The 26784-nt window shown below is 61.4% G+C and carries 30 protein-coding genes and 1 tRNA gene; 19 read left to right on the top strand and 12 right to left on the bottom strand.

The genetic code is table 11. The features are described 5' to 3' along the window. Nucleotides 1–49 precede the first annotated feature (49 nt). From IE188_RS16345 to IE188_RS16330, 4 genes are all read right to left on the bottom strand, one after another. A complete protein-coding gene (locus IE188_RS16345; RefSeq protein ID WP_191287597.1) occupies nucleotides 50–445 on the bottom strand; it encodes a hypothetical protein in 396 nt (131 codons plus the stop codon). Continuing rightward, nucleotides 435–1073 carry a DUF5671 domain-containing protein gene (locus tag IE188_RS16340; RefSeq protein ID WP_191287596.1) on the bottom strand — a complete coding sequence of 213 codons (639 nt, stop codon included), beginning with the start codon at nucleotides 1071–1073 and terminating at the stop codon, nucleotides 435–437. Before IE188_RS16340 ends, IE188_RS16345 begins: the two co-directional genes overlap by 11 nt. Beyond that, on the bottom strand, nucleotides 1073–1390 hold the full coding sequence (locus tag IE188_RS16335) for a DUF1244 domain-containing protein (RefSeq protein WP_191287595.1): 318 nt from the start codon (nucleotides 1388–1390) through the stop codon (nucleotides 1073–1075). Before IE188_RS16335 ends, IE188_RS16340 begins: the two co-directional genes overlap by 1 nt. Before the next feature lie 92 nt (nucleotides 1391–1482). Beyond that, complete coding sequence (locus IE188_RS16330) at nucleotides 1483–2223, bottom strand: N-formylglutamate amidohydrolase (RefSeq protein WP_191287594.1); 741 nt, start codon at nucleotides 2221–2223, stop codon at nucleotides 1483–1485. 130 nt (nucleotides 2224–2353) lie between these two features. Between IE188_RS16330 and pyk the strand changes: the two genes are divergently transcribed. From pyk to IE188_RS16280, 10 genes are all read left to right on the top strand, one after another. Then, complete coding sequence (gene pyk / locus IE188_RS16325) at nucleotides 2354–3802, top strand: pyruvate kinase (protein ID WP_191287593.1); 1449 nt, start codon at nucleotides 2354–2356, stop codon at nucleotides 3800–3802. Nucleotides 3803–3843: 41 nt separating this feature from the next. Further along, on the top strand, nucleotides 3844–4080 hold the full coding sequence (locus IE188_RS16320; RefSeq protein WP_191287592.1) for a hypothetical protein: 237 nt from the start codon (nucleotides 3844–3846) through the stop codon (nucleotides 4078–4080). Nucleotides 4081–4216: 136 nt separating this feature from the next. Continuing rightward, complete coding sequence (gene rpmI, locus IE188_RS16315) at nucleotides 4217–4417, top strand: 50S ribosomal protein L35 (RefSeq protein ID WP_008560811.1); 201 nt, start codon at nucleotides 4217–4219, stop codon at nucleotides 4415–4417. Nucleotides 4418–4431: 14 nt separating this feature from the next. After that, nucleotides 4432–4794, top strand: coding sequence for a 50S ribosomal protein L20 (gene rplT, locus IE188_RS16310; protein WP_191287591.1), 363 nt, complete (start codon nucleotides 4432–4434; stop codon nucleotides 4792–4794). Nucleotides 4795–4911: 117 nt separating this feature from the next. Further along, a complete protein-coding gene (gene pheS / locus IE188_RS16305) occupies nucleotides 4912–5985 on the top strand; it encodes a phenylalanine--tRNA ligase subunit alpha (protein WP_191287590.1) in 1074 nt (357 codons plus the stop codon). Further along, nucleotides 5982–6404, top strand: coding sequence for an ASCH domain-containing protein (locus IE188_RS16300; protein WP_191287589.1), 423 nt, complete (start codon nucleotides 5982–5984; stop codon nucleotides 6402–6404). The genes pheS and IE188_RS16300 overlap by 4 nt, the downstream gene beginning before the upstream one ends. A 24-nt stretch (nucleotides 6405–6428) precedes the next feature. Continuing rightward, the gene (gene pheT / locus IE188_RS16295) at nucleotides 6429–8825 is read left to right on the top strand and encodes a phenylalanine--tRNA ligase subunit beta (RefSeq protein WP_191287588.1); all 2397 of its coding nucleotides are present in this window, start codon (nucleotides 6429–6431) and stop codon (nucleotides 8823–8825) included. A 47-nt stretch (nucleotides 8826–8872) separates the two neighbouring features. Further along, nucleotides 8873–9322, top strand: coding sequence for a YtoQ family protein (locus IE188_RS16290; RefSeq protein WP_191287587.1), 450 nt, complete (start codon nucleotides 8873–8875; stop codon nucleotides 9320–9322). Nucleotides 9323–9455: 133 nt separating this feature from the next. After that, complete coding sequence (mscL, locus tag IE188_RS16285; protein WP_191287586.1) at nucleotides 9456–9884, top strand: large conductance mechanosensitive channel protein MscL; 429 nt, start codon at nucleotides 9456–9458, stop codon at nucleotides 9882–9884. Nucleotides 9885–10026: 142 nt separating this feature from the next. Next, nucleotides 10027–10103, top strand: a tRNA-Met gene (locus tag IE188_RS16280). A 69-nt stretch (nucleotides 10104–10172) separates the two neighbouring features. Here IE188_RS16280 and IE188_RS16275 read toward each other — a convergent pair. Together IE188_RS16275 and ald are read right to left on the bottom strand one after the other, a co-directional pair. Next, complete coding sequence (locus tag IE188_RS16275) at nucleotides 10173–10583, bottom strand: DUF1801 domain-containing protein (protein WP_191287585.1); 411 nt, start codon at nucleotides 10581–10583, stop codon at nucleotides 10173–10175. A gap of 85 nt (nucleotides 10584–10668) precedes the next feature. Beyond that, nucleotides 10669–11787: an alanine dehydrogenase gene (ald, locus tag IE188_RS16270; RefSeq protein ID WP_191287584.1), complete on the bottom strand. Its 1119-nt coding sequence runs from the start codon at nucleotides 11785–11787 to the stop codon at nucleotides 10669–10671. Nucleotides 11788–11950: 163 nt separating this feature from the next. Here ald and IE188_RS16265 point away from each other — a divergent pair, with 163 nt between their 5' ends. Next, complete coding sequence (locus IE188_RS16265) at nucleotides 11951–12409, top strand: Lrp/AsnC family transcriptional regulator (protein ID WP_191287583.1); 459 nt, start codon at nucleotides 11951–11953, stop codon at nucleotides 12407–12409. Here IE188_RS16265 and IE188_RS16260 read toward each other — a convergent pair. Beyond that, nucleotides 12406–13647, bottom strand: coding sequence for an MFS transporter (locus IE188_RS16260; protein ID WP_191287582.1), 1242 nt, complete (start codon nucleotides 13645–13647; stop codon nucleotides 12406–12408). The two genes, IE188_RS16265 and IE188_RS16260, sit on opposite strands and share 4 nt — an antisense overlap. A 98-nt stretch (nucleotides 13648–13745) precedes the next feature. Here IE188_RS16260 and zapE point away from each other — a divergent pair, with 98 nt between their 5' ends. Further along, complete coding sequence (gene zapE / locus IE188_RS16255; RefSeq protein WP_191287581.1) at nucleotides 13746–14828, top strand: cell division protein ZapE; 1083 nt, start codon at nucleotides 13746–13748, stop codon at nucleotides 14826–14828. Nucleotides 14829–15328: 500 nt separating this feature from the next. Here the strand turns inward: zapE and IE188_RS16250 are convergent, their stop codons facing one another. Genes IE188_RS16250 through IE188_RS16240 form a run of 3 tightly spaced genes read right to left on the bottom strand, consistent with a single transcriptional unit; the run spans nucleotide 15329 to nucleotide 18531 of the window. Next, on the bottom strand, nucleotides 15329–16567 hold the full coding sequence (locus IE188_RS16250; RefSeq protein WP_191287607.1) for a bifunctional folylpolyglutamate synthase/dihydrofolate synthase: 1239 nt from the start codon (nucleotides 16565–16567) through the stop codon (nucleotides 15329–15331). A gap of 32 nt (nucleotides 16568–16599) precedes the next feature. Then, the gene (gene accD / locus IE188_RS16245) at nucleotides 16600–17553 is read right to left on the bottom strand and encodes an acetyl-CoA carboxylase, carboxyltransferase subunit beta (RefSeq protein ID WP_191287580.1); all 954 of its coding nucleotides are present in this window, start codon (nucleotides 17551–17553) and stop codon (nucleotides 16600–16602) included. Nucleotides 17554–17583: 30 nt separating this feature from the next. Then, nucleotides 17584–18531: a CPBP family intramembrane glutamic endopeptidase gene (locus tag IE188_RS16240; protein ID WP_191287579.1), complete on the bottom strand. Its 948-nt coding sequence runs from the start codon at nucleotides 18529–18531 to the stop codon at nucleotides 17584–17586. A gap of 183 nt (nucleotides 18532–18714) precedes the next feature. Between IE188_RS16240 and IE188_RS16235 the strand changes: the two genes are divergently transcribed. From IE188_RS16235 to IE188_RS16205, 7 genes are all read left to right on the top strand, one after another. Beyond that, nucleotides 18715–19380 (top strand): hypothetical protein, encoded by a 666-nt coding sequence (locus IE188_RS16235; protein WP_191287578.1) that lies wholly within the window; start codon nucleotides 18715–18717, stop codon nucleotides 19378–19380. Between the two features lie 115 nt (nucleotides 19381–19495). Beyond that, nucleotides 19496–20269 carry a DUF6478 family protein gene (locus IE188_RS16230; RefSeq protein ID WP_191287577.1) on the top strand — a complete coding sequence of 258 codons (774 nt, stop codon included), beginning with the start codon at nucleotides 19496–19498 and terminating at the stop codon, nucleotides 20267–20269. 13 nt (nucleotides 20270–20282) lie between these two features. Beyond that, entirely contained in the window at nucleotides 20283–20663 is a 381-nt protein-coding gene (locus tag IE188_RS16225; RefSeq protein WP_191287576.1) for a hypothetical protein, read from the top strand. Between the two features lie 3 nt (nucleotides 20664–20666). Next, a complete protein-coding gene (locus IE188_RS16220; protein WP_191287575.1) occupies nucleotides 20667–21152 on the top strand; it encodes a DUF523 domain-containing protein in 486 nt (161 codons plus the stop codon). Between the two features lie 82 nt (nucleotides 21153–21234). Then, nucleotides 21235–23262: an NADPH-dependent 2,4-dienoyl-CoA reductase gene (locus IE188_RS16215; protein WP_191287574.1), complete on the top strand. Its 2028-nt coding sequence runs from the start codon at nucleotides 21235–21237 to the stop codon at nucleotides 23260–23262. Nucleotides 23263–23293: 31 nt separating this feature from the next. Continuing rightward, nucleotides 23294–24214: an AEC family transporter gene (locus IE188_RS16210; protein WP_191287573.1), complete on the top strand. Its 921-nt coding sequence runs from the start codon at nucleotides 23294–23296 to the stop codon at nucleotides 24212–24214. A gap of 131 nt (nucleotides 24215–24345) precedes the next feature. Next, nucleotides 24346–25251: a LysR family transcriptional regulator gene (locus tag IE188_RS16205; protein ID WP_191287572.1), complete on the top strand. Its 906-nt coding sequence runs from the start codon at nucleotides 24346–24348 to the stop codon at nucleotides 25249–25251. 11 nt (nucleotides 25252–25262) lie between these two features. Here IE188_RS16205 and IE188_RS16200 read toward each other — a convergent pair whose 3' ends face one another. Then, a complete protein-coding gene (locus tag IE188_RS16200) occupies nucleotides 25263–26204 on the bottom strand; it encodes an OmpA family protein (protein ID WP_191287571.1) in 942 nt (313 codons plus the stop codon). After that, nucleotides 26201–26776 (bottom strand): peroxidase-related enzyme, encoded by a 576-nt coding sequence (locus IE188_RS16195; RefSeq protein ID WP_191287570.1) that lies wholly within the window; start codon nucleotides 26774–26776, stop codon nucleotides 26201–26203. The genes IE188_RS16200 and IE188_RS16195 overlap by 4 nt, the downstream gene beginning before the upstream one ends. Nucleotides 26777–26784 lie beyond the last annotated feature (8 nt).

The raw sequence follows: 26784 nt of genomic DNA, 5'->3' as shown, positions 1-26784 counted from the left end.
CTGGCCCTGCGTCATTGGATGCGCCCATCCTATCCGAATGGGGGGTTGGCTATGGCTCTGACAGGGCAAAGCAGCCCCGTTCGGGTTGCCAACTGGCCCCGGCCATGTCGTACTCCGTGATCAACTCCGGGCGCTCGAACGCGGCGCATAGTCGAAACGAGGTCTCGGACAGCGCCTCATAGCGATAAGGCGTCTGGCTGGCGCGGTCGGTCAGAGGCAGGTCGGTGCCGCACTCCTCGACCGGGGTCAGCGTTTCGGGAACTTGGCCCGTGGTTTGGGCCACGCATCTGACAAATGCCGCAAGGGTGCGCAAGTCAGCCAATCGGGCCATGTCGCGCTTTTCGGCACGTGCGCTGCCGGGGCCGCCGGTGATGGCCAGACCCGCAGCGATCGCGGCAAGAACGACCGTCCCGATCAGCAAAGGCGCGATGGCGTCACGCTGCATCGCGCGCCTCGTCCGCTTCCTGCCGGAAATAGGCGAAGATCGCTCCGGCAACCCCAGCCACCACCACGGCCTTCAGGATGAACCGCAAGGTCAGTTCGCCGCTGAGCAGCGCATAGATCACCGCCATCAGATCGCCCAGAAGCGAGAGCGAGGCCAGAAACAGCGTGACATAGCCAAACCATTTGCGCACGCCCGACCGGCGTTTGCCCGGATCCGCCTTGGTCGCCTGCACGGTCCGCCGGTTCAGCACCAAAAAGGTCGGTGCAAAGACGATCAGTGCTGCAATCGACCATCGGGTCGACGACAGCACATAGCGGCCCGCGTTTTCTTCCAGCGGGTCGGTGATCCAATGATCAATCAGGTTGTGCAGCAGCGCCACCAGATGCCAGGCGGTCATCGCCAGTGCCACGAACATGATGCCATAGAAGAACGCCTCTCGCGCCGAGACATAGGGGCGTGGCCGGGGGACGGGTGTGGGAAAGTCGATGTCGGCCCAGGCGTCCAGCGCCTCGGCGACCTCGTTCTTTGCCCAGCCGGACTGTGCCAACGCCGCGCGGATGTCATCGCGGCTTCGGCCGGCGGCCAGGGCCTCGCGGGTGAACTCGGCCAACTGGTCGGACGGGCGCATCAGCCTTTCTCGCCCAGCACATTTTCCCTGAACGCCACGTCAAATGCCGCCTGCTTTTCGGCACTGGCGTCGGTCTGGAACTTCTCTTTCCAGTCGTCATAGGGCATCCCATAGAAAGCCTCGCGACCTTCGGCTTTCGTCATCTCGATACCGCGTGCGTTCGCGGCCTCCTGATACCAACGCGACAGGCAGTTGCGGCAAAACCCGGCCAGATTCATCGTGTCGATATTCTGAACCTCGGGCCGGTCTTCCATCAGGTGTTTTTGCAGCCGACGGAACGCGGCGGCTTCGATTTCAATGCGAGTTTGGTTGTCCATGGCCTGTCCTTTCGGTCGATGTAGGCATTTCAACAGGTGGGGGCACGCCTTGCAAGGTCAAGCGCCGCGCCGCGCTTTTGGGATCGTGGCGGTTACAACCCGGTTTTTGCCAGAGTTTCGGTCAGGATCGGCGCCAGACGTTCGGCCCAGCCACGTTGCTGATCTTCGTTTTCTATCAGGTCGTTACGGATCTCGATCAATACATTGACCCGCCCTGTCAGCACCGCGTGGCGGTCAATGCTGTCCCCATCCAGATGCCCGCCATAGGGTTCGTTTTCGCCCACGCACAGGTCGGGTTCCTGTCTGAGCCGCGCAATCAGCGGGGTGGCCAGCCGGCTGTCGCGATCATGCAGGATGGCGATATGCCACGGGCGTTTCTCGCGCCCCTGAAGCTGAGGCGTATAGGAATGCATGGCCAGTATGACTGTGTTGGCCTGCCGCGCGGCGAGTTGCGCGATGGCGCGGTGATAAGGGCGGTGGAACGCGGTCAGCCTGCGGTCGCGTTCAGCTTGATCGACATGACGGTTGGCCGGGATGACGGTGCCGTCATACAGCTTCATCACAAGCGTCGGATCATCCTCGCCCCGGTTGGGGTCGATCACCAGGCGCGAGAAGTTTGACAGGATCGCCGGGGCATCCAGAAGTTCGGACAAGTGACGCGAAACGCCCGCCGCGCCAACGTCATAGGCGATGTGTCGGGCCATGTCTCCGGGGCTGACACCCAGATCGCCGTTGCCCACACAGGGCGGCACCGTATTGGCCGCGTGGTCGCAAGTGATCAACCATCGCGAGGGTCGATCTTCGCCAAGGATATGATAGGGATGGTATGTCATGCGTATGTCATTCATGTTTGCCAGACCCGTTTAAGCGAGGCATCAGGCAAGCGCCAGTTGTCAGCGCTAACATTTTCGGGCATAGAGCCATTAACCCGCGAAAAAGACCAATAACAACGAGAGGTTTCCCGTGAGACGCCACCGAAACGTAAAGATCGTTGCCACACTTGGCCCGGCCTCCAGCGACTACGACACGATTCGGGCGCTGTTCGAAGCTGGTGCGGACGTCTTCCGTATGAACATGTCGCATGGCACCCATGATGAACAACGCGAGCGTCATGCGCTTGTGCGGCGTGTTGAGAAGGATATGGAACGTCCGATCGCGATCCTGGCGGATCTGCAGGGACCAAAGCTGCGCTGTGGCGTGTTCTCGGCCGGTGCGGCGGATATCGAGGAAGGTCAGGAGTTCCGCTTTGATCTGGACGAAACACCGGGCGAAAGCCACCGGGTCTGCCTGCCACATCCCGAGATTTTTGCGGCGCTCAAGCCCGGTTCGACCCTGTTGGTCAATGACGGTAAGCTGCGGCTGAAGGTCAGGGACTGCGGCGAAGACTTCGCGAACTGCGTGGTCGAGGTCGGGGGCACGATCTCGGACCGCAAGGGGGTGAACGTGCCGGATGTGGTGCTGCCTCTGGCCGCCCTGTCGGACAAGGACCGCGCCGATCTGGAATTCGCCTGCCAACTGGGTGTCGACTGGCTGGCGCTCAGCTTTGTGCAGCGCGCCGCCGATGTTGAAGAAGCCCGTGATCTGGCGAAGGGGCGCGCGGCAATCCTGTCGAAGATCGAAAAACCTGCCGCCGTGGATGCGTTTGAGGCCATCCTGGAAGCCTCCGATGGGATCATGGTCGCGCGCGGTGATCTGGGCGTTGAACTGCCCGTTCACGCGGTTCCCCCGATCCAGAAGCGGCTGATCCAATTGTGCCGCCGCGCGGGCAAGCCGGTGATCGTGGCGACGCAGATGCTGGAAAGTATGATCGAAAGCCCGATGCCGACGCGGGCCGAGGTCTCGGACGTCGCCAATGCCATTTATGATGGCACCGATGCGGTGATGCTATCGGCGGAAAGTGCCGCCGGACAATATCCGGTCGAGGCCGTGTCGACCATGAACGCCGTCGCGATCGAGGTGGAGCACGATCAGACCTATCTGGATCAGGTCGACGCCCACCGCGTCGCCACCCGCAGTGGCGTGGCTGACGGAATCGTCGCCGCCGCCCGCGAAATCGCAGAAACAACCGACATCAAGGCAATCTGTTGCTTCACGCAATCGGGCACAACCGCGCTTCTGACTGCGCGCGAACGCCCGCGCGTGCCGATCCTTGCCCTGACCCCATTGCGCGGCACCGCGCGGCGGCTGTGTCTGACCTGGGGCACCAACTGTTTCGTGACCCCGGACGAGGTCTTGCGCTTCAAGGCCGCAGTTGTCTCGGCCGCGCGGGCGGCGCGCAGTGCCGGGTTTGCCACGGAAGACGACCAGATCGTCGTCACTGCCGGAGTGCCTTTCAATGTGCCCGGCACAACGAATATCCTTCGCGTTGCCCCCTGCGATGAACGGCAAATTTTTGCCACAGATCAGGAGTAACCTGTTAGCGTTGTACCACGGTGGGTGCGGAGGAGAGAGTAATGAGGGAAGACACGTTTATTGTTATCGGGATCATCGTGCTTGCGCTGTCGATCCCGTCATTCCTGTCCGCAATCCGTGACGGTCGCGCCCCGCGCGTGCCGGCGATCATGTTCATGATCGGGGGTGTGCTGATTGCGATGGCGATCATGAACCGCCCCGGCGGCTATCAGATCGAAGATATTTTCACCGCCTTCCGAACGGTTTTCGGGCGGTTGAAGGTGATGCTGACCGCCTGAGGGTCCTGCCCGCAGTTTCGGGCAGAAAGCACTTGCCAGCCTGAACGATTCCGCCTATACGCCGCACTTCATGTGCGACCGGCTCAAGTGGCATGCCGAGTCGTGCAAAAATACCGAACCTATGAAGGAGACGGAAATGCCCAAGATGAAGACCAAATCGAGCGCCAAGAAGCGCTTTAAGGTGACTGCGACAGGCAAAGTCCTGGCAGGTCAGGCCGGCAAACGCCACGGCATGATCAAACGTCACAAGAAATTCATTCGTGATGCACGTGGCACCACGACCCTGTCCGCCCCCGACGCCAAGATCGTCAAGGGCTTCATGCCCTACGACCGCTAAGAGGAGATACAGATATGTCCCGCGTTAAAGGTGGAACCACAACCCACGCCCGTCACAAGAAAGTCGTCAAGGCCGCGAAAGGCTATTACGGTCGCCGCAAGAACACCTTCAAGGTGGCGCGTCAGGCCGTCGACAAGGCGAACCAATACGCAACCCGCGACCGCAAGAACCGCAAGCGCAACTTCCGCGCCCTGTGGATCCAGCGGATCAACGCTGCCGTCCGTTCGCATGACGAAGCCCTGACCTATTCTCGCTTCATCAATGGCCTGAACCTGGCCGGTGTGGAAGTGGACCGCAAGGTTCTGGCCGATCTGGCCGTGCACGAGCCCGACGCTTTTGGTGCCATCGTCGAAAAGGCGAAGGCCGCGCTCGCGTAACTCCGACACATCGGAGAGACAATTTAGGAAGCCGCGGACCTTTTCAGGTCTCGCGGCTTCTTGCTTTCTGACGCCCCGTTTCGTAGCAGGGGCATGACGTAAATAAAGGGGTCCGGGATGGACGATCTGAGGCAAAAATACATCGACGCCGTGGCCAATGCTGCGGACGAAGCCGCATTGGAAGACATCCGCGTGCAGGCGGTCGGAAAGAAGGGCGAAGTGGCCCTGAAAATGCGCGAACTGGGCAAGATGACACCCGAGGAACGGCAGGTTGCGGGCCCCAAGCTGAACGCCCTGAAGGACGAGATCAACTCGGCCATCGCCGCCAAGAAATCCGCACTGGCCGATGCCGCCTTGGACGAACGCTTGCGCACCGAATGGCTGGACGTCACCCTGCCAGGCCGCCCGCAGCGTCAGGGCAGCATCCATCCGATCAGCCAAGTGACCGAAGAGATTTCGGCGATCTTCGGGGACATGGGCTTCGCGGTGGCCGAAGGCCCGCAGGTTGAAAGCGACTGGTATAATTTCGACGCGCTGAACATCCCCGCCGAACACCCGACCCGGACCGAGATGGACACGTTCTATATGACCATGCCCGAGGGCGACAACCGCCCGCCGCATGTCTTGCGCACCCATACCAGCCCCGTGCAGATCCGCGCGATGATGGATCAGGGCGCGCCCATCCGCGTGATCGCGCCGGGCCGCGTTTACCGCGCCGATTACGACCAGACCCACACCCCGATGTTCCATCAGGTCGAAGGGCTGGCGATCGACAAAGATATCTCGATGGCGAACCTGAAATGGGTGTTGGAGGAGTTCTGCCGCGCCTTCTTTGAAATCGACGGGATCGAACTGCGCTTCCGCGCCTCGCACTTCCCCTTCACCGAACCGTCCGCCGAGGTCGACATCCGCTGTTCATGGGAAGGTGGCACCTTGAAACTGGGCGAGGGCGACGACTGGATGGAAATCCTCGGCTCCGGCATGGTGCACCCGCATGTGCTGAAATCGGCAGGCGTGGACCCGGACGAATGGCAAGGCTTCGCCTTCGGCATGGGCATCGACCGTCTGGCGATGCTGAAATACGGCATCCCGGATCTGCGCGCGTTCTTCGATTCAGATCTGCGCTGGCTGCGGCATTACGGCTTCGCGGCGCTGGATGTGCCGACCATGCGTGGGGGGTTGAGCAGGTGAGCGAAGACATGGAAGATCTGCAAGTCACCTATCCCGGTGCGGGCACGTTCAAGTTTGGCGATGGCCCCGAGCTTTCGGCGCGGCTTATCGCGCTTGTTCGGTCTGGCAAGAAACGCGCAACCTGCGGTGCTTTGGCTGACTTTGCTGATGAACCCGAGGCCATGCCAGTTGTCGGTCGCACAGATATCGCCACGAACTGGGATGGCACCCCCGCTCTAGTAATCAAAACTGTGAGAGTGCAACAAATCCGGTTCTGCGACGTCACAGAGGAAATGGCGTTGGCTGAAGGTGAAGATGACAGTCTTGAGGGCTGGCGAAAGGGCCATGAAGCGTTTTTTGCCCGCAACGGCGGCTTCGACCCTGAAATGATGCTGGTGTTTGAGCATTTTGACCTGATTGAGGATTTGGCAGACCGCTAAGCGGTGCCGAAAGAGGATACGCACATGAAATTCACCATCTCCTGGCTGAAAGACCACCTCGACACCAACGCGAGCGTCGAAGACATCGCCGAGGCCTGCACCGATCTGGGGTTGGAGGTTGAGGGTATCTACAACCCCCTCGACCGTCTGGGCGCGTTCACGCTCGCCAAGGTCAAATCGGCTGAGAAACACCCCGACGCGGACCGTTTGAAGGTCTGCACGGTGGAAACCAACGAAGGTGACAAGACCATCGTTTGCGGGGCGCCGAATGCGCGGGAAGGGATCACCGTGGTCCTTGCCAAGCCCGGCGATTACGTGCCCGGCATCGACGTGACGCTGAGCGTGGGCAAAATCCGCGGTGTCGAAAGCCACGGCATGATGGCGTCCGAGCGCGAGCTGGAGCTGTCGGACGAGCATGACGGCATCATCGAACTGCCCTCGGGCGAGGTGGGCGAGCGTTTCGTCGACTGGCTGGCCGCCAATGACCCCTCACGCGTTGACCCGGTGATCGAGATTGCGATTACCCCCAACCGCCCCGATGCGCTGGGCGTGCGCGGCATTGCGCGTGATCTGGCCGCCCGTGGGCTGGGCACGTTGAAGCCGCTGAAAGAGCATAAGGTCAAAGGCAACTTCCCCAGCCCGATCAACGTGACGATTGATGATGACACCAAGGACGCAAACCCTCTGTTCATGGGCCGTCTGATCAAGGGCGTGAAGAACCAGCCGTCCCCCGCGTGGCTGCAAGCGCGCCTGCGTGCGGTCGGGCTGCGCCCGATCTCGGCCCTTGTCGATATCACCAACTTCTTCACCTATGACATGAACCGCCCGCTGCACGTGTTTGACGCCGACAAGGTCAAGGGCGACCTGCGGGTGCACCGCGCCAAAGGGGGCGAGGCCCTGATGGGGCTGGACGAGAAGGAATATACCTTCGAACCCGGCATGGTCGTGATCTCGGACAGCGAAGGTATCGAGTCCATCGGCGGTATCATGGGCGGTCTGCCCACCGGGTGCACGGAAGAAACCACCAACGTGTTCCTTGAAGCCGCGTTCTGGGAAACCACCCAGATTGCCCGCACGGGCCGCGCACTGAAAATCAACTCCGACGCGCGGTATCGCAACGAACGGGGCATCGACCCGGAGTATAACGCACAGGCGATTGAGGCTGCGACGCAGATGATCTTTGATCTTTGCGGGGGCGAGCCGTCGGACGTGGTGACGGCGGGCGAAGTGCCGAATACAAGCCGCGCCTACGCGCTCGACACCGATCGCGTGCAATCGCTGGTCGGCATGGATATTCCGGCGGAGGAGCAGCGCAAGACCCTGACCGCGCTGGGCTTTACCATCAAGGACGGCATGGCACACGTGCCAAGCTGGCGCCCTGACGTGCAAGGCTCGGCCGATCTGGTGGAAGAGGTTGCGCGGGTGGCGTCCCTGACCAAGCTGGTGGGCAAACCCTTGCCCCGCGCCCATGTGGGTGTGCCCAAGACGATCCTGACCCCCATGCAGAAACGTGAAGGCATGGCGCGACGGACGGTCGCCGCGCTGGGCTACAACGAATGCGTGACCTACAGCTTCATTGATGAAGGCAGCGCAAAGCGGTTCGGCGGTGGGGCGGATGTCACGCGGTTGCAAAACCCGATCTCGTCCGAGATGAGCCATATGCGCCCTTCCCTGCTGCCGGGCCTTCTGCAAGCGGCGGCCCGCAACCAGGCGCGCGGCTTCATGGATCTGGCGCTGTTCGAGGTTGGCCCCGTCTTCCACGGGGGCGAGCCGGAAGAATACGAACAGATGATCACCGGCATTCTGGTCGGCAATACCGGTCCGCGTGACCGGTTCGGGGCGCGTCGCCCGGTGGATACCTATGACGCCAAGGCGGATGTCGAGGCGGTGTTGACCGCCATCGGCGCCCCGGCCAAGCTGACCTATGTGCGCGACATGAACGCGTGGTGGCACCCCGGACGCTCGGCCAAGTTGGGGCTGGGGCCGAAGAACATTCTTGGCGCGTTTGGCGAATTGCACCCGAAAGCGATTGCCGAGATGGACGTAAGAGGCCCGGTCGTGGCCTTTGCCGTGCATCTGGCCAAGGTGCCCTTCCCGAAGGCCAAGGGCACGGGGCGCGGCGCGCTGGGGGCCAGCGATTTGCAACCGGTCGAACGTGATTTCGCGTTCGTGGTGGATGCCGATGTAGAGGCGATCAACTTGGTGAACGCCGCCGCCGGGGCCGACAAGGCGCTGATTTCCGACGTGAACGTCTTTGACGAATTCATCGGCGGCTCGCTGGGCGAAGGCAAGAAATCGCTCGCCATCACCGTGCGCCTGCAACCGCGCGACGCCACCCTGACCGAGAAAGAGATCGAGGCGGTCAGCGCCAAGATCGTCGAGAAGGTCGGCAAGGCCACCGGCGGCACGCTGCGCGGATAACCTGACAGCGCGGTCCTCAGGGGCCGCGCCCAAACTGGAGGAATGACATGACCCTGAACGTATACCTGTCCGGCGAAATCCACACTGATTGGCGCGAACAGATCATCGACGGTGCGAAAGGGCTGGACGTCACATTCTCGTCCCCCGTAACCGATCACGATGCGTCCGACGATTGCGGCGTTGCCATTCTGGGGGCCGAGGACAACAAATACTGGCACGACCACAAGGGCGCGATGATCAATGCCATCCGCACCCGCAAGGCGATCGAGGATGCCGACGTGGTTGTCGTGCGCTTTGGCGAGAAATACCGCCAGTGGAACGCCGCCTTCGATGCCGGATATGCCGCTGCAAAAGGCAAATCCCTGATCGTGTTGCAGCAACCCGAACATGACCACCCGTTGAAAGAAGTGGATGCCGCAGCCCTTGCCGTCGCGCGCGAACCCCATCAGGTGGTTGAGATCTTGCGCTATGTCCTGACAGGCGGCCTGAGCAGCTAAGTCGAAGGCACCAATCAACGGGTACGGACGCACTGTTTTTCCCCGCGAAACAATATGCAAAGGGATATGTTTTGCGCTACGCTTTGGTCAGGCCGGTGGAAACATGCCGGCACAAACGTGTAGTGAGGACAGTATGCTTCAAGAATTCAAGGATTTCATTGCCAAGGGCAATGTCATGGACATGGCCGTCGGGATCATCATCGGCGCCGCGTTCACGGCGATCGTCGGGTCGCTTGTCGATGATCTGATCAACCCGATCATCGGGCTGTTCATGGGCGGGATCGACTTCACCAATATGTATGTCGTTCTGTCGGGGTCGGCCCCTGAAGGTGCGTCGCTTGAGGCCGCGCGTGACAGCGGTGCTGCAGTGTTCGCCTATGGCTCGTTCATCATGGCGATCATCAATTTCCTGATCATCGCGTGGGTGGTGTTCATGCTCGTGCGTTTCGTCAACAAGGCCAAGGAGTCGGTCGCCAAAGAGGAAGACGCCCCCGAGGTTGCCCCGGAAGGCCCGACCGAGGTCGAGCTTCTGGCCGAAATCCGTGACGCTTTGAAAAAGTAACCACACCGGCTGAAGATGCAAAGGGGCGTCCGGATGCGGGCGCCCTTTTTGCGTGATCTTTTTCCCGCGCGGCTGCCCGATTTCGGTGTTTTTCGTTTGACACCGGGGGCGCGCCGGAATATTCGGACCCCCGATGTGAGATGGCGTGGTAGCTCAGCTGGTTAGAGCACAGCACTCATAATGCTGGGGTCGGCGGTTCAAGTCCGCCCCACGCTACCACATCCGGACGGTCACGAATGACCCTGAAGAAAAGCCCTGCCATATGCGGGGTTTCTTTCGTTTCCGGGGTCATTTCAGATGGTACGTCAGCGCGTTCCTGATGAACAATCGCAGCGGTTCGGTGGGCAGGGGCTGCCCCGTCTGAAACAGGATCGCACGGTTGCCATCGAAGGTGAATTCGTCAGCAAACAGGCTGCGAAAATCCGGGATCAAGGTCGTCTGGCAATGGACGTAAAGCGCATATCCGCCTGTCTTGGGCACGCCCAGCCGGATCGTGGTGCCGGACCTGCTGTCGGGCGTCAGATAGGCGGGCTGGCCCCATTTCAGCGTCTCTTCGATACGGCCAACTTCCGGCGTTTCGCGCGCGGTTGAGAATATCAAATTGCGCAGCGTCATCAGGCCCGTGCGCGTGTCGACAGGAAAGCCAGCAAAGGTATCTGCCACGGCAGTGCTTTGAAAGTCGTGTGAAAGATCGGCCATGGCGCAAGGGTGCTTCGGCCCGTCCGCCCTGTCAAAGAAAAAGCCCCGCCAGGTGGCGAGGCTTCTCATGACGTTTTGTCGACGGTCAGATCTTCAGCGCATCCGCGCCCGAGATATAGTCCAGTCCAAGCGCCTCGCCCACGGCGGCATAGGTCAGCTTGCCCGCATGCACGTTCAACCCGTTCAGCAAATGCTCGTCATCCGCGCAGGCCTGCTTCCAGCCCTTGCCTGCCAGCGCCAGCATGAAGGGTATGGTCGCGTTGCCAAGCGCGATGGTCGAGGTGCGGGCAACTGCACCCGGCATGTTCGCCACGCAGTAATGCACGATGCCGTCCACGTCATAGATCGGTTCGGCATGGGTGGTGGCTTTTGAGGTTTCAAAGCACCCGCCTTGGTCGATGGCAACATCCACCAGAACCGAGCCGGGCTTCATCAGCGACAATTGCTCGCGGCTGATCAGCTTGGGCGCGGCTGCACCGGGGATCAGAACCGCACCGATGACCATATCCATGCGGGGAAGCAACTCGGCGATCCCTGCCATGTCGGAATACTGCGTGGTCAGCCGCCCCATGAAAACGTCGTCCAGATAAGACAGGCGCGGCACCGAACGATCCAGCACAGTGACATTCGCGCCCATGCCAACGGCGACACGTGCAGCGGCCGCGCCGACGACACCGCCACCAATGATGGCCACATTGGCCGGACGGACGCCGGGAACGCCTCCCATCAACACGCCGCTGCCCCCATTGGCCTTCTGCAGCGCCCAGGAGCCGCTTTGCGGGGCCAGACGACCGGCAACTTCGGACATCGGGGCCAGCAGCGGCAGGCCGCCATGACGGTCGGTCACGGTTTCATAGGCAATCGCGGTGCAACCGCTGTCCAGCAGGTCTTTGGTTTGTTCGGGGTCCGGGGCCAGGTGCAGATAGGTGAACAAAAGCTGGCCTTCGCGCAGCATCTTGCGTTCGACCGCTTGGGGTTCCTTCACCTTCACGATCATATCGGCCTTGGCGAACACCTCTTCTGCGGTGTCCAGAACGGTGGCGCCAATGGCAACATAGTCCTCATCCGTGAACCCGGCGCCAATGCCAGCGTTGGTCTCGACGATGACGCTGTGTCCGCGTGCAATCGCCTCGCCTGCCGCAGCAGGCGTCAGACCAACGCGAAACTCCTGCGGTTTGATTTCTTTCGGGCATCCGATCAGCATTGGGTATCCTCCTCATTCCCTGTTGTCGGTTCATTTCTTGTAACAGGGGGCAATTCTGCAGGATTTCGCGCGCAATTGCTTTGAAAAGATGTGGCGCATCCGATAGGTATTGTCGAAGATTGCATCGCAGCGAAGTCAAGATGCGCAAGATATTTGTGGGAATATGGAACTGGACAGCATAGACCGTCGCATACTTGCGGTTCTTCAGCGCACCGGACGCATCTCCAATTCGGACCTGTCCGAAAAGATCAACCTGTCTCCTTCAGCCTGTCACCGGCGGGTGCAGCGATTGGAGGCGGAAGGTTATATTCGCGACTATGTCGCCCTTCTGGACGCCCGCAAGATGGGCTGCCCATCGACCATTTTCGTGGAAATCACCCTGTCCGGGCAGGCCGACGAATTGCTGGATGCGTTCGAGCGTGAGGTTGCCCTGATTCCCGATGTGCTGGAATGTCACCTGATGGCGGGAACGGCGGATTACATCCTGAAGGTCGTCGCGGCGGATACCGAAGATTTCGCCCGCATCCACCGCCAATACCTGTCGCGTCTGCCGGGGGTGCAGGGGATGCAAAGTTCGTTCGCGCTGCGCACGGTGTTCAAGACAACGGCGCTGCCTGTCTAGGCCAAGCGTGCGGGCAGGGGCTGTTCTTTGACTGGCAGATGCACGATGGCGGAAAACGCGCCGACGCCGACACCGATCCACCATACCATGGTGTAATCGCCAAACGCGTCATACATCCGCCCGCCCAGCCAGACGCCCAGAAAGCTGCCCAGTTGGTGCGAGAAAAAGACGATCCCATAAAGCGTTCCCATATAGCGCAGCCCATAGATATGCGCGACAAGACCCGAGGTCAGCGGCACCGTCGCCAGCCACAAAGACCCCATCGCGATGGAAAAAATGATGACCGATGTGGGTGTGATCGGCATCAGGATGAACACGGCGGCCACCACCGTGCGCGCCGCGTAGATGCCTGCCAGCAGGTATTTCTTGGAATAGGTTTTGCCGAGATAACCAGCCAACAATGTGCCCCCGATATTGGCCAACCCGATCAGTGAGATCGAGATCGCGCCCAGTGCCGACGTGGTCGAAACACCGATGGTCGCCAAGGTGCCCGAAGGGTCGATCGCGCCGCACATCTCGGTCACGAAGGCGGGGAAGTGGGCGGTGATGAACGCCAACTGATAGCCGCAGGAAAAGAAGCCCAGAAAGATCAGCGAATAGCTGGGGTCGCGAAAGGCCTTGATCAGGATCTGCCCCATGCTGTCCTCAAGCTCGGAGCGTGCGGCCATGGGCTGCGTTTTCATGAGCGGCAGCAGCGCCAGCGTCGCAAGGATCGCGGCGGCAAATATGATGAACACGTTTTGCCAGGACATGAAGCCCAGCAAGTACTCCGCCAGCGGAGCGCCGAACACCTGTCCCGCCGATCCGGCGGCGGTCGCAATGGCCAGCGACATGGAGCGGTTTTCATCGCTCGCCGCGCGTCCGACAACGGCCAGGATCACACCAAAACCCGTCCCGGCGATGCCGAAGCCAACGGCGATTTCCAGAAGCTGATGCGCTCCGGGTGTCACGGCGTAGGAGGACGCGACAAGCCCCACGGCATAGGTCAAAGCGCCCATGATGATGGCTTTGCGATCCCCGATTTTTTCGGCGATCGCTCCAAAGATCGGCTGACCAATCCCCCAAGCCAGGTTCTGAATGGCGATGGCCAGCGAAAATTCGGCGCGGGGCCAGTTGAATTCGGCCGCGATGGGGATCTGGAACACGCCAAAGCTCGCCCGTATGGCGAAGCTGACAAGGATGATCAGGCAACCGGCTACGAGGACGGGGGTGATAAGGGGCGCGCGAGTCTCGTTCATCCGCGCACGTTCCGCGAAATCGACCACCCGGTCAATTCTTCGTTTCTGATCTGTCGCTTCACCTTTTCTTATGTTTGGAACCGATCTATTCCTCGGCCATGGCAAACCTGATCGAGATCTACGAAACCCTTGCCCAAAGCGGCGAGATCACCCGAGACCCCGCGCAAGTCGCGGCGCTGCCCGCGCTTGAGGATATTCGCGCCCATCTGGATACGGCGCCCGCCCGAAAGCGCGGCATTCTGGGTGGGTTGTTTCATTCAAAACCCGAAGACGTGCCGCAAGGGCTTTATCTTTGGGGCGGGGTCGGGCGTGGGAAATCCATGCTGATGGATCTGTTCGTGGACAGTCTTGAGACCCCGGCCAAGCGTCGGGTCCACTTCCACGCCTTTATGCAGGAAGTGCACGAAGGTATGGCCGCTGCACGCAAAAGCGGGGTGGACGATCCGCTTGGGCCCGTGGCGCAAAAGATCGCGGCCGATGTGCGCCTGTTTGCCTTTGACGAAATGCAGATCACTGACATCACCGATGCGATGCTGGTGGGGCGTCTGTTTGAAAAGCTGTTTGATGCGGGTGTGGTGGTGGTCACGACCTCGAACCGGCACCCGGATGATTTGTATAAGGACGGGCTGAACCGGCAGTTGTTTTTACCCTTTATCGAGCTGATCAAGCAGCAGATGGTGGTGCATGAACTGGTCAGCCCGAACGATTATCGCCAGGACCGTCTGGCGGGCGAGCAGGTGTATTTCACCCCGGCCAATGCCGACGCGCGCATCGCAATCGACGCGATCTGGCGCGATCTGACAGGGGGCGAGGCCGCGCCCTTGACCCTGACCGTCAAGGGCCGCGATGTGGTGCTGCCGGCCTATCGCAATGGGGCGGCGCGAGCGGGGTTTCATGACCTGTGCGGGGCGATGCTGGGGCCGGGCGATTACCTGACGATCGCCAATAACGTGAAGCTGCTGGTGTTGGAAAACATTCCACGCCTCAGCCGGTCGAACTTCAACGAGGCCAAGCGGTTCGTCACGCTGATCGACGCGCTTTATGAGGCAAAGGTGCGCCTGATCGCGTCTGCCGCTGCGCAACCCGAGATGCTGTATGTCGAAGGCGAGGGTTCGTTCGAGTTTGAGCGCACGGCCAGCCGGTTGCGCGAGATGCAGGACAAGGATTGGGGCAGCGAATGAAACGGGGCCGCCACTGGCGACCCCAGGGTCTTGTCCTGCCCGTCTAACTTACGCGCATCGTGTCGACCATCGTGACCACGCCCGAACCGGACAACCCGCGTTCAGGGACAGGGCTACCTGGCATGATGCTCATGCCGGATGCGATGATCCTGTGCCGATGACGGGGCTGGCAAGCGAGGCCTTTGTTTCGCGCAAAGACGGACGCAAGTTTGTGATCACAAACTGTCGTGTCCGTTTCCACACCAACCGAAACATAAGGCCCCCTGGTCAAAGTACTGCTCGACAAGCCGTTCACTTGTTGTGAACTTTACCTGAAGAATACCCTATTAGTAGCGGCTAACCACTTAATCTGTCAACATATTGTGCCGAATCATATGTTGATTCGCCTGATCCCGAAAAACTGATTCTTTTCGGGGGGTTGGTGGGCGAAGTGAATCCTCGCGTGCCGAATTTCCGAGATTTATTTTGTGATCACGGCAGATATTCGGGCGTCTGACCGGCTATCCGTTCCGCTTCAACACCGATCCTGCCAGGTACAGCGATCCGCAGATCAAGATGCGGCTGTCGGGGTCTTTCGCCCGAATATCGGCGATCGCGTCAGCCACGCTGGCCGCTTCACCTGCGGCAAATCCCACGCCGCGGGCTTCGCGCGCTGTGACATCGGAAGGCAGGGTGTTTGGCTCATCAGGGATGGAGATCGCCGTCAGGCTGTCCGCCACGCGCGACAGTGGGCGCAGATAGCCTGCGATATCCTTGGTGTTCAGCATGCCGCAGATCAGGTGGGTCGGGCGATCAGGAAGACCGGCCAGCACCTTGGCCAGCGTTTCCCCTGCGGCGGGGTTGTGGCCCCCGTCCAGCCAAAGCTCGGCATCCCCGGCGGCTTCCACCAGCGGGCCGTGGCGCAGCCGTTGCATCCGCGCAGGCCAGCTCACGTTACGCATCGCAGCTTCGCAGGCGGCTTCGCCAAACCCCAACTGGCGCAGGGCGGCAACCGCAGCGCCCGCGTTTTCCAGCTGATGTGGACCGATCAGGGCAGGCATCGGAAGGTCCAACAACCCGGTTTCGTCCTGAAAGATGAACCGCCCGCGTTCTTCGGCCATATGCCAGTGCTGACCGTGCGCGAACAGCGGGCAGCCCAGCCGTGCGGCCTTCGCCTCGATCACCTCAAGCGCCTCGTCGGGTTGCGGGCCGACGATGCAAGGCACGCCACGTTTCAGGATGCCCGCCTTTTCGCCTGCGATGGCAGTTAGCGTGTCGCCCAGAAATTGGGTGTGGTCGATCGAGATGGGGGTGATGATGGTCAATGCGGGCTTGTTGACCACATTGGTCGCATCCAGCCGCCCGCCCAGCCCAGTTTCTAGTAGCGTAAAATCAGCGGGCGTTTCCACAAATGCCATCAGGGCGGCAACGGTCGTAATCTCGAAATAGGTGATCGTGTCGCCGCCATTGGCGGCATAGGCACGGTCCAGCACTTTGGTCAGGGCCTCTTCGCTGATCAGCTCGCCCGCCAGTCGGATCCGTTCATGAAACCGCGCCAGATGCGGCGATGTATAGGCATGGACCCGTTTCCCCGCGCCCTCAAGCCCCGCCCGCAGCATCGCAAGGGTCGAGCCCTTGCCATTGGTGCCCGCCAGATGGATCACTGGCGGCAGCTTGTCCTGCGGGTCGTCAACGGTGTGCAAAAGGCGCCAGACACGGTCCAAGGTCAGATCAATGATCTTCGGGTGAAGGGACATCATCCGGTCAAGGATGACGTCCGAATCTGCCACGCTCACGCTTTCTTTGCCTCGGCCTTGGGCTTTGCGGGATCCGGGGTGTCACCTTTTGCCGGGGTCGGCACATCCTCGGGCTTGGGCAGGTCGCCCTTCACGGCGGGGCCGTGTCCGGTCAGCATCCGCAGGATCGTGACAAGCTCGTCCTTCATGTCCTTGCGGTGGGTGACGCGGTCCAGCATCCCGTGATCCAGCAGGTATTCGGCGCGTTGGAAGCCGTCGGGCAGCTTTTCGCGAATGGTCTGTTCAATCACACGCGGCCCGGCAAAGCAGATCAGCGCGTTGGGTTCAGCAATGTGAACGTCGCCCAGCATGGCATAGGATGCGGTGACGCCGCCGGTGGTCGGGTGGGTCAGGACGACGACATAGGGCAGCCCGGCTTCTTTCAGCATCTGCACCGCAACCGTGGTGCGCGGCATTTGCATCAGGCTCAGGATGCCTTCCTGCATCCGTGCACCCCCTGCGGCAGAGAACAGGACCAGTGGGCGTTTGGAGGCGACGGCGCGTTCGGCAGCGGCGATGATCGCGTTGCCCACATACATGCCCATAGAGCCACCCATGAAGCTGAAATCCTGCGCCGCGGCCACGATGGGCGTGCGCCCGATCTCACCCTCGGCCACCAGCATCGCCTCACGTTCGCCGGTGTCCTTGCGGGCGGCCTTCATGCGCTCGGGATATTTCTTCTGATCCTTGAAATGGAGCGGGTCTTCGACCGGGGCGGGCACGTCGACCTCGGCAAACACGCCCCCGTCAAACAGCGCGGCAAACCGTTCGCGCGGGGTGATGGCCATGTGATGGTCGCAGTTGGTGCAGACGTTCAGGTTCTCGGCAAATTCGCGGTGAAACAGCATCGTTCCGCATTCCGAGCACTTGGTCCACAGATTCTCGGGCACCTCGCGGCGCGAGAACAGCGAGTTGATGCGGGGGCGGACGTAGTTCGAGATCCAGTTCATCGCCTGTCTTCCTTGGTCGTTTCGTTTTACCTAGTCCGCCTTGGCGGTTTTTGCAATTGGCTGGTTGCGGCCGGAGTGCCGCCACCAAAGTGCAAAGGCCACTACGACGACCGCAGTCTGGGTCAGGATCGACCAGGTCATCTGGGCGCTGGTCAACTCCATCTCGGTCAGAAACAGCGAAAACCCGTCCAGCGTGCCCTTGGTGCCGGAAAAGATCAGCATGGCGTTGTTGCCAAAGTGCAATCCGGCGGCGGCCCCGATATTGCCGGTGCGCAAGGTGACGATTGCCAGAAGGATCCCTATCACCGTTGTATGGGTGACATAGAAAATGCCGTTGATGCCATATGTGGCAGGGTCGAAATGCAGCATTCCAAACGCAAAGGACGGCAGGATGGCCCAGATCCAGATCGACCGGAACCGGGCGCGAAGCTGTTGCAGAAGGTATCCCCGAAACACCAGCTCTTCCGCGAAGATCTGGATCAACACCAGGGTCAGCGCGGGTACGATCAACAGTGCCCATGTGGCGACAGGCATGGATTGTTCCGCGGCGGCTTCGGGGGCTGGGGGAAGGAACAGGGGATGCAGAAACTGAACCAGTATGGCGGCGACGCTGATGCCGATGGCGACCAGAAGACCGCGCCGGAAATGGCGCCAGTCAATGCGCAGGGCGGGACCGAACAGGCTGCGAAACCCGCGTTTGTGCAATGTTCTGACCGTGATCCAAAGTCCCAGGTGGTAGCCAAGGAAGGTCAGGAAGAACACCGATGCCTCGGCCGGGGTGGACGCCCCCAGCATGTGGCCCGGATCGGTGTCAAGCAACTGCGCGCCGATCATGAACAGGGCAAAGGTGACGGCAAAAAACGCCGCATGAATCACGAGGATGCCAAGGAATGTGCGCCATAGCTGAATGCGGGGATAGGCCGGTGACCAGAAAGCCGCGTGGGAAACCTGGGTGGCGGGGTCGGGTGTAAGCGTCACAAGAAGTCCTGACGATGAGAATGCTTGTTTGGTATGATGGCGGCGTTCTGACGGATGGACAACCGGGAACAGTTGGTGGACAGTCACGGGCGGTCAGTTGTGGCCCGGAATGTGTTGCCTCGTGTGGGGGGAGTTATGTGTAGGAAGTTCAGGTGGCACGGTTGGGGCGCTTGGCGCGCAGCAGTGACGACGGGGATCGCCTTTATGCTGGCGGGTTGTTTCGGGGGGGACGGTGCATCAGGGCCCAACCTGTCGGACAGTCCCATATTCTCGGCCCAGCGGGCGACACCGCGCGGGGATCTGGTCCGTGCCAAGACGGTCATGGGTGGGGCCGTGACGATCGCGACACCAAAAGGGTTCTGCATCGACACGACGTCCCATCAGGATACCGAGGCCGGCGCCTTCATTCCAATCGGCGCCTGCGCTGCCCTGACCAAGAACGCTGCCGATCCCAAACCCGAAAAACCGGCCTTTCTGACGGCGACGGTTCTTCCCATGCCCGTGCAGGCGGTGGGGTTGCCCACAGATCCCGATGCGCGCTTGCGTGAAGCCCGCGGTTTCGTCCAGAGCGACGCAGGTCGTGCAGCGCTCAGCCGCGACGGGCGCGCGGAAACCGTCACCTTGCTGGACACGAAATCAGCCTCGGGCGTGCTGTATGTCCGCATCCGGGACACGTCGGGCGGCCTGCCAGACTCACTGTCCGACACCACATGGCGGGCGTTTCTTGAAGTGAATGGCCGGCTTGTCACCGCCAGCGCAACCGCCTTCGCCGACCAGCCGTTTGGGCAGGGCAAGGGCCTTGCACTTCTGCGTGATTTCGTGTCGCAAATTCGCAAGGCGAACCGGTAACATGGCCGAGCCGACGACGCGCAACGCTGGAAGGGTGGTTTGCGCAATGGTAACGTATCTGGTCTAAGAACTGGTGCGGGCAGGCAGACGAATCTAGGCGGGACGGCAGCTCATCATGGTGCGACGCGTGAACGGCATTCTGGATCACTGGCTTCAACGGTGGTCGTTGCAGCGGTGGCAGGCGGTGCTGCGCGACGCTGAAACCCTGGACCTTGCGGCGCTGCGCGGTGCGCGCGCCCGTGCGCGCGCGTTGCGTCAGGCGTTGGATCGCGTGCTGCACGTGGCAGATGGGCGACTGACCCTGCCACTGATCGGATCGGACGCCATTCAGAAACCCCTGCACTGCGATTGGGCCTATCGCCCGGAATTGTGGCGCGGCCCGCTATCGCCGCCAGGCCGGTCCGCGGTCGAAAGCAAATCGGCCTTTGGCAGCGAGGTAACGGTGTTTCACGACTGCCGTGTCTCGGAATTGACGGTGCGCCAGGTGCGCAACACACGCGAAAGCGATCTTGCCCCTTTTGGCGTCCGGATGGATGTCTTCGGGTTTGACGGATCCTTCCTGTCGCTGGTGATCGAACTTCCACCAAGTGCCGTTGATGGGTTGAAGCGCAATCACCTTGTGCGCCTGACAACCCAGGTCGAGATAGAGAAGCCGCTTGAACTGTTCGCCCGTTTGAATATCCAACATGGCCCAAACACCGAACAGATCGTCCGCGCCGTGCCCGTGGATGAGGACGAGGCGATTGTCGAGTTCGACCTTGCCTATACCAACCTGAATGAAAAACGGGTCGACCGGATGTGGGTCGATCTGGTCTTTGAAAATCCCGAGATGAGCCAGATGATCCTGCGCGACGTGACATTCAGTCGTCGCCCGCGCGCCGAGGTCTGAGAAGGAGCAAGCCGTGACGAAACCTCAACTGGTAAGGGCGCGCATTCAGGCCGGCGTTTGGGAAGGTGTCTTGACCATGCCGGACGGGAGTGCGGCGCCGGCCGACCTGCAGGTGACACATCTGTCGCAGAACATTGACGGCATCACCGTCACGCCGCGCCCGGATCAGCCGGGGGCTTTCAACATCTCCGTGCCCATTCCGGCAGAGTTGCTGACCGATGGGGTCCAGACCTTTCTGATTGCCGACAGGGACAGCGGCGAGACGCTCAACGCGTTCTCGATCGTGACCGGCCAGCCGCTGGAAACCGACATCCGGGCCGAGGTCGATCTGCTGCGTGAAGAGCTGGACATGCTCAAGCGCGCGTTCCGGCGCCATTGCACGGAAACCGGCTGACCCATGTCGCGGCTGTTGGTCAGCGCCTGCCTGATGGGGCAGAAGGTGCGATATGATGGGCGTGCCAAGACCTTACTGCACGACTGCCTGACCCGATGGGACGCCGATGACCGTATCGTGCCGTTCTGCCCGGAACTGGCCGGGGGTCTGCCCGTGCCACGTCTGCCCGCCGAGATTGAGCCGGGGGCAAACGGGGATGACGTGCTGGCGGGCCGGGCGCGGGTTCTGGACAGCGCCGGGGTCGACGTGACGGCCCCGTTTGTTGACGGCGCGCATCAGGCCGTCAGCTGCGCCTTGTCGCACGGGTGCACCCATGCCCTGTTGACCGAGGCCAGTCCTTCCTGCGGGTCGCGCTTGCTTTACAATGGGCATCACGATGGACGGCAGCGGCCCGGGTTTGGCGTCACCACCGCCGCATTGCGTGCGGCAGGCATCGCCGTCTATGCGCCGGATCAGATCGACGCCCTGGCGCTGGATTGCGCATGGTAAACCTTACCGGTTACGCAGCGTTTTGAATGACAGCGCGCAGCCGGTCGTCCAGATTTGCCGCAACTGACAGGAGACCGCCCGCATGACAAGCTATCCGACCCTTCTTTCGCCCCTCGATCTTGGCTTCACGACGCTTAAGAACCGCGTGCTGATGGGGTCGATGCATACCGGGCTTGAAGAACGCGGCGACTGGCCGCGCGTGGCCGAGTTCTATGCCGAACGTGCCCGCGGCGGTGTGGGGCTGATCGTGACCGGCGGCATGGCGCCGAACCCCGAAGGCGGTGTGTATCCCGGCGCGGCTGGGCTTTATACCGATCAGGACATTGCCAACCATCGGGTCGTCACTGATCGCGTCCATGCCGAAGGCGGCAAGATCGCGATGCAGATCCTTCACGCCGGGCGCTATGCCTATGGGCCGGATTGTGTCTCGGCCAGCCCGATCAAATCGCCGATTTCGCCCTTCCCGCCGAAAGAGCTGGACGAAGACGGTATCCAGAAACAGATCGCCGACTTCGCCACCGCCGCCGCCCGCGCGCGTGAGGCGGGGTATGATGGGGTCGAGGTGATGGGGTCGGAAGGCTACTTCCTGAATCAGTTCCTTGTGACCCACACCAACAAGCGCGAAGATCGTTGGGGCGGGTCGTATGAGAACCGGATGCGCCTGCCCATCGAAGTGGTGAAAGCCGTGCGCGCTGCCGTGGGGCCGGATTTCATCATCATCTATCGCCTGTCGATGATCGACCTTGTGCCGAATGGATCGAGTTTTGATGAGGTGGTGCAGCTGGCGAAAGAGATCGAGAAAGCAGGCGCGACGATCATCAACACCGGCATCGGCTGGCACGAGGCGCGCGTCCCGACCATCGCGACCTCGGTTCCCCGCGCCGCGTTTACATGGGTGACGAAAAAGCTGATGGGGCAGGTGTCACTGCCGATCATCACATCAAACCGGATCAACCACCCTGACGTGGCAGAAGAGGTTCTGGCGGGGCGCGCGGCGGACATGGTGTCGATGGCGCGTCCCTTCCTGGCCGATCCTGATTTCGTCGCCAAGGCTGCGGCGGGTCGCGCGGGCGACATCGCCCCGTGCATCGCCTGCAATCAGGCCTGTCTGGACCACACGTTCAGTGGCAAGATTTCCACGTGTCTTGTGAACCCTCGCGCCTGTTACGAGACCGAGCTGCGGTATGACAAGACCGACAGCCCGAAAACCATCGCGGTTGTCGGGGCCGGGCCAGCGGGCTTGTCCTCGGCGTTGGTGGCGGACGAGCGGGGCCACAAGGTCACTTTGTTTGATCGCGCCGAGCAGATCGGCGGTCAACTGAACATGGCCAAGAAAATCCCGGGCAAGGAAGAATTTATTGGGCTGGTCGACTGGTATGACCGGCAAGTTGCGGCGTCGGGTATTGACCTGCAACTGGGCAAGGATGTCTCGGTGGATGATCTTGACGGCTTTGACGAGGTGATCATCGCCACCGGCGTCATTCCCCGCGATCCGGGCATCGAGGGGCAGGGATCTGACAAGGTGCTGTCCTATATTGATGTCTTGCGGCACGAGGTGCCGGTGGGCGACCGGGTGGCCATTATCGGTGCCGGTGGCATTGGCTTTGATGTGGCCGAGTATCTGACCCAGGCCCGGGACAGCCCGACCGAGAACCTTGAAGAATGGCTGGCCGAATGGGGTGTGGCCGACCCGGCGCAGGCACGAGGCGGGCTGGCTCCAGAGGGACCGAAACCCGAAGCTCCGGCGCGCCACGTCACCTTGATGCAGCGCAAGGCCAAGGCGCTGGGCAAAGGGTTGGGCAAGACGACAGGCTGGATCCACCGCGCGACCCTGAAGATGAAAGGGGTCGAGATGGTGGGCGGTGTGAATTACGAGCGCATCACCGATGAGGGGTTGATGGTCTCGACCGGCGAGGCGCGGGAAGATCCGCGTATGATTAAGGTCGACAACATCGTTCTATGTGCCGGACAAGTCAGCGACCGCAGCCTGGCCGAAGCGCTGGAAGCGCGTGGAAAGGCGCCGCATGTGATTGGCGGCGCAGATGTGGCCGCCGAACTTGACGCAAAGCGCGCAATCGACCAAGGATCGCGCCTGGCGGCCTCGCTTTGAACTGACCACGGGGTATGCCCCCGGAGGTCACATGGTTTTCTTCGCCGTCTTTACCGGTCTCATGCCCAGCTTCCTTTTGGTGGGGCTGGGCGGGTTGCTGCGCAAACGGCTGTCGGAAAACGCATGGCAGGGGCTGGACCGCCTGAATTTCGAGATTCTGTTTCCCGCGCTGCTGTTCGTCGCCGCCGCCAGCCGCCCCATCGACCCTGAAAAGCTGTTCGTCATGGCGCCGATTGTCTGGGCCATCCTGTCGGTCGGGCTGGTGCTGGGCTGGCTGGCCCGTCGCGCCGGGCCAGAGCGGTTCCTGGACTTTGCCGGGGCATGGCAGGTCTGCTGGCGGTTCAATACGGCGCTTGGGCTGGTCGCGGTCGAGCTTCTGACCCATGGCGGGGCGGGTGAAATGGCCGTGGCGGTCGGCATGGGGGTTCCGGTTGCCAACCTGTTTGCCGTGTCGGCCCTGTCACGTGGTGGGGCGCTGGGTGTCGGCGCGACGGTGACCCGGGTGGCGCTGAACCCGTTTCTGCTGGCCAGTCTGGGTGGTGTGGTGTTCGGGCTGATGGGGTGGCGTTTGCCTGCCCCCATCATGGCGCCCATCGAAATGCTGGCGCGCGCGGCCATCCCCATCGCGCTTCTGTCGATCGGTGCGACGATGAACTGGGGCGCGCTGGCGCGGCTGGATCGGTTCAGCGGCGCTATCTGTGCGATCAAGCTGGTGGCCCTGCCGCTTTTCGCGCTGACCATCGGGCTTTTGCTGGGCCTTGATCCGGCGATCGCCTCGGTTCTGGTGGTCTTTGCCGCGCTGCCAACGGCGTCGGCGGCGCATGTGCTGGCCTCAGGCTTTGGCGCTGACCGAAACCTTGTCGCCACGCTGATCGCACAGACCACTTTGCTGGCGGCCCTGACCCTGCCCATCTGGATCAGCGTGGCAGAACTAGTCTTTTCAACGCGCTAGCGCACCTACGTCGTTTCCAAGGTCATAACGATCCCTGCAATTACCCCCGTATTGTCGGGTGTTCTTCACAGTCTTGCCCCAATTGGCCCGGATAAACGGGGGCACTGGGGTGAACTTGTGGAAAGAGTGAAATGGATCGATTGACCGAAATGGAAGCCTTTGCCACTGTCGTGGATCAGGGCGGTTTCACGGACGCTGCCAAGAAGATGGGAATCTCGAAATCTGCGGTGTCCAAGCATGTTTCAAGCCTCGAGGCACGATTGGGCGCGCGGCTTCTGAACCGCACGACGCGGCGGGTCAGTCCGACGGAAATCGGTCTTGCCTATTACGACCGCGCGCGGCGCGTGCTGAACGATGCGGGCGAAGCGGATGCGCTGGTCACGTCGATGCAATCCGCCCCCTCCGGTATCCTGCGCATTTCTGTCGCCACCGATTTTGGCGTCAATCATCTGAGCCCGGTGCTGGGCCAGTTTCTGCATGACTTCCCCGAGGTGCATGTGAACATGGATCTGGCCAACCGCTATGTCGAGCTGATCTCGGAAGGGTTTGATATGGCGATCCGCGTGGGCGAGTTGGAAGACAGTTCGCTGCGGGCCCGCAAAATCTCGACCACGACGCGCCGCATGGTCGGCAGCCCTGACTATTTCAAGCAATATGGCCGCCCCACGCGCATCGACGATCTGAACGAACACAAACTTTTGCACTACTCGAACCAAAGCTCGGGCAATGTCTGGAAAGTGCCCGCCCCCTCGGGCGAAGTGCGGCAGGTCCGGTCCGCCGGATGGCTGAGCGTGAATGACGGACAATCCTTGCTGAACGCGGCGATTTCGGGCCTTGGCATCGCCTATCTGCCCAGCTTCCTCTATGCAGACGCGTTGGAGCAGGGGCTGGTCATCGACGCGATCCCAGACCTGCCGCAGGATGTGCAGGGCATCTATGCGGTCTATCCGCCGGGGCGTTTCACCCAACCGAAAGTGCGCGCCTTCATTGATTTCCTTGTCCACGCCTTTGCCGAAAAGGGGCCGGACAACTGGTAAGGCCCGGTGGCCTAGTCCGTGCTGATCAGCACCGCTTCCACACGCCGGTTCGCCTCGCGCCCCTCGGGCGTCAGGTTTGGTGCCAGCGGCATCAGGAAACCAACCCCCTCGGCAGATACCTGCGCGGGGTTCACGTCGTGAAGCCGGATCAGGTTTTCCATCACGGCCGCAGCCCGTTTGCGCGATAGGGCGACGTTCCCGGAAAGGCCGCCTTCAGCATCCGTATGGCCCACCAGCACAATCTGCCGTCCGGGGTTCTGATTCAGATACTGCGCAAGCTCGGTCAGGACCGGCACATTCCCATCATCGAGTTCAGAGGATCCCGTCGCAAAGCTCAACCCGTGAAGAACGGCGCGACCCAGCGTTTCCAACTGCGCCTCCAGCGGCCCATCCGACGGTGCGGGTCGATTGGGTGGGGCAGGCGCGTCAGGTGCTGATATCTCCGTCCCGGTGCTACCGGGTGGCGTCACCTGAAGCAGTTCGATGAACGCTGCTTCCTTCGAGCGGCTGACCAGAACGCTGGTATGATGATCACCCTTGCGGGCGCTCAGATAATGGTAATCACCCAGATCAACGAACATATCCGGCGCCTTGAAATGGCCGATGCCAAACCGGAAATCATAACCGCCGCAGGAAACGGATTGGCATTGAAACAGAATGTCGAACCCGCCCTGATCCAATTGATCACGCAACCCGGTCAGGATCTGGAAACTGGTCTGGCTGGTGCCGTCCACCCGCCACGCCTGCCGTATAACCTGACCCTCGGCGGCGATGATCGGCACCTGTTGTCCGTCATACCGGCCTGTCGCAAGGGTCGCGCGGGCGGCGACTTCACGTTCGTCTGCGCGCAACTTCGCCCCGGCGGGCAGGTCGATGGCGCGTGCGGGCAGGGCGAGGCCTGTCAGAAGCACCATTGCCGTGCCTGACAGCAGATAGCGGAACCGAAATGTCATCGGCTCTGGGCGTGATAGTCGTCGTTTGGCTGCATTCCGACCGCCGAGGCCATGCGGTTCGACATCGAAAAGAACCCGACCGTTGCCGCGATATCCCAGATGTCCCGATCAGAAAACCCGACCGCGCGCAGCGCGTCCCGGTCCGCTTCGGTGGTCTCAGCAGAGGACTTGGTGACCTGTTCGGCAAACTGCAGCATCGCGTGCTGGCGGTCATCCAGATCGGCCATCCGCCAGTTCATCACCATCGCTTCGCCCAGTTTCGGGTTGCCTGACAGAGTGCGCACAGCGGCACCATGGGCGACCTGGCAATACCAGCAGCGGTTGATCGAACTGACGACCACCGCGATCATCTCGCGTTCCAGCTTTGACAAACCGCTCTCACCCAGCATCAGCTCGTTATACATCGCCGAGAATGCACGCAGCTTTTCCATGTCGAAGGCATAGGCCTTCAGCACATTCGGAACCATTCCCAGCTTCTCGTCACAGATGTCGAAATACTTCTGAATATCTTCGGGCAGCGGATCGACCATCGGCAGGTCAAGCGCCGTCACACCGTTGTTTTTATGCGCCATAACTCGTC

It is taken from the genome of Aliiroseovarius zhejiangensis, assembly GCF_014656375.1.
Taxonomy (GTDB): Bacteria; Pseudomonadota; Alphaproteobacteria; order Rhodobacterales; family Rhodobacteraceae; genus Aliiroseovarius; species Aliiroseovarius zhejiangensis.
Note: the sequence above shows the minus strand (reverse complement) of the source record. Positions and strands in the feature narration are given on the sequence as shown.